The sequence below is a fragment of the Bartonella jaculi genome, assembly GCF_039543045.1.
GTDB classification, from domain to species: Bacteria; Pseudomonadota; Alphaproteobacteria; order Rhizobiales; family Rhizobiaceae; genus Bartonella; species Bartonella jaculi.
This window is the reverse complement of sequence record NZ_BAABIZ010000084.1, coordinates 1-2,466: the sequence shown is the minus strand read 5'-3', so window position 1 is coordinate 2,466 and position 2,466 is coordinate 1. Positions and strand designations below refer to the sequence as shown.

4 protein-coding genes are annotated in these 2,466 nt (G+C 38.0%); all 4 read right to left on the bottom strand.

Features of this window, described 5'->3' with window-relative positions; translation table 11 throughout:
- Nucleotides 1–247: 247 nt before the first annotated feature.
- Nucleotides 248–529: a type II toxin-antitoxin system YafQ family toxin gene (locus ABD915_RS09355; protein ID WP_241436177.1), complete on the bottom strand. Its 282-nt coding sequence runs from the start codon at nucleotides 527–529 to the stop codon at nucleotides 248–250.
- A gap of 12 nt (nucleotides 530–541) precedes the next feature.
- A complete protein-coding gene (locus ABD915_RS09350; protein WP_345117640.1) occupies nucleotides 542–817 on the bottom strand; it encodes a type II toxin-antitoxin system RelB/DinJ family antitoxin in 276 nt (91 codons plus the stop codon).
- Nucleotides 818–937: 120 nt separating this feature from the next.
- Complete coding sequence (locus tag ABD915_RS09345) at nucleotides 938–1,471, bottom strand: antA/AntB antirepressor family protein (RefSeq protein WP_345117638.1); 534 nt, start codon at nucleotides 1,469–1,471, stop codon at nucleotides 938–940.
- A 489-nt stretch (nucleotides 1,472–1,960) separates the two neighbouring features.
- A partial coding sequence (locus ABD915_RS09340; RefSeq protein WP_345117636.1) for a tyrosine-type recombinase/integrase occupies nucleotides 1,961–2,466 on the bottom strand: 506 nt, incomplete at its 5' end.

Here is a 2,466-nt window from a genome sequence, read left to right as displayed (position 1 = left end):
GTAAAAGTGATGTCGCGTTATACAAAATGGATTGTACTCATTATACTCTTATTAGCGCTTGATTTTTCACGTATTATGGATGCGTTTGTAAGTATTTTTACACAAAAACCAAATATCCGACTCTAAATATACTTCGAGATGTGCAAAATTTTTAGCCTATAGATTTTTAATTTTGCACGTTTCATGGAGGCATGAGATAATGTCTTTGCATATTTAAAACAGTGGTTTTCAAAACATTGAAAAATTGTCATAAACGCAATTCAGAATGTGAACCAAGCCGTAAAAGTTCTAATGTCTCATCATTAGGCTTTCGATAGATCAAAACCAAATCTGGTTTGATATGGCAATCACGACAGTTCCGCCATTGACCTGTTAGTGTATGATCTCTCCACTGTACTTTGAGGGGTTCATTTGCCGCTAATGTTTTGATCACAAGCAGCAAATCTGTCTCTAATGTATCAGCATATCTCCCCCTACTTTCACGTTTAAGATCACGCCGAAAAGACTTCGTATAAACAATTTCCCGCATAGCTAACTAAAATCACTTTGCAGATTTACATACTTCGGCTTTATCCTTACGAATCATGGCGCGCAAACCATCCAATGACGTACGTTCAACACGCCCCATCTCTGCATCTTCTATAGCCTGCAATGTTTCCGGATTGGGTTGAAAGAGATCAAGTGGCAATGCTTTATCTCTAGCAATTCGAGTCATAAACATACGGACCGCATCTGATACAGTTAAGCCCGTAGATTTTATCACTGCACTTGCAACTTCTTGAACTTCATCAGGGACGCGTGCTTGAATTTTACCCATTTGCTTCAATCTCCTATCTATTTGTACTACAGTGTACTACATTTAAGACTCATGTCAAGAGATTTATCTAATAATTCCCTCCCCGCTTTTACAACGGGGAGATGAACCATACTTTTAAAATTAAGCAGCTTTCACAACAGATCTTGCTAAAACCTGCTTTGCTTCTTTAATAAGAGCTTTATATTTTCTGTTCTCTTCATCTACTCTAAAAGCATCAACAAGACGCACATGGATAGGACCTAAAAGATACAAAGCTTTTTCACCAGCATTCATACCCTCCCAATGACTTGGTAAATCAAAGCGTTTATCACTATCATAATCAACAGATTGGTTTCTTAGTTTCTTTTCACACTCAATAAAGTAACGTCGTGCTTGACGTCCTTTCTCATTACGTTCCACCATTGAGAGCTCTTTCGCCATGTCTAAAGTGATGTGGTATTCTGTACTTGGACGACCGCCTTGGAGGTTTTCGCCAAAATTGGCGAAAACTATATAATCCTGATTTTTGAGAAAGCTGTATTTGTTAATACGGTCTTTAATCCAATTGGAAAAGTCTCGTTTTACTTCTAAAAACACATGTAATTCACGCGCATTAACGGTTTGAATAATTTCTTGTCCAACAGCTTGTTCTGATATTTTAATTAGAGTGTTCATCTTATTAGTCCTTTGTTTTATACGTTAAAGTATCCAGGGCTAAAACAACCGAACTAATACAGCCCTTCGTATCTTTAGGTTACCCTTGGACATACACACGAAGACCCTGGACAAAAATTCTTATGATGGGCAACAGATCTTTCGGGATACTGTTGAACCGATTAGTTACGAGGTGTTTTAAGCCTGCCAATCAGACTATAGCTGTTCACAGAAACTGTCAATTATTTTTTGAAAAATCCTAAAAGTAATGACATCCAACAAAGAATGCCGGGTGCTAGAAAACACGGTACACAGTCCGTCGTTACGCTTTCCCCGAAAGGGTATTGTATAGCGTAACTACACCCGACAACATTATTATACGCGTGTAGCATACAATGAGTCAAAGCCTTTAATTTGCGGAGAAGAGATTGTTTCGGCAATCTATCCGCTGTGTATTTAAGGTGTTTTCTAGGCACCTTTTTTGACAATAGACACATTGTTATAACTCTGTCAAGTCGCTCCTGTTATAAATGAAGCCCACTGTTCCAATAGAGCATATCGTTGTTCTAAAAAATCTGTTCGCATATAAGCTTTGGTCACTGAACTCCCAACGGAATGCGCAAGAACAGTTTCGGCAATCTCAAATGGTGTTGATGTTGTTTCTGCTATCCAATCCCGTAAGCTTGAACGGAAACCATGAGGGCGATAAGTTAAACCACAAACTGTCATATATTTTGCCATGCTTGCATCAGAAATTGGCTTGCCGGTAAGACCAGAAAAGAGAAACCCTTTTTTCTCAAAAGGGAGAGATCTTTCAATCACTTTCAAAGCTTCATGACTTAATGGCACGCGAAAATCTGAAACTTTTCCCACAATACCCTTCATATTTTCTTTTGGTATTGTCCATATATTTTTATCTATTTGTTCAAGACGCAAATATCGCAATGGATATGACCGTACTCCAGTCAAAATCAGAAGCTTCAGTGCTAAATTTGAAAGAATCTTATCATCTAAAT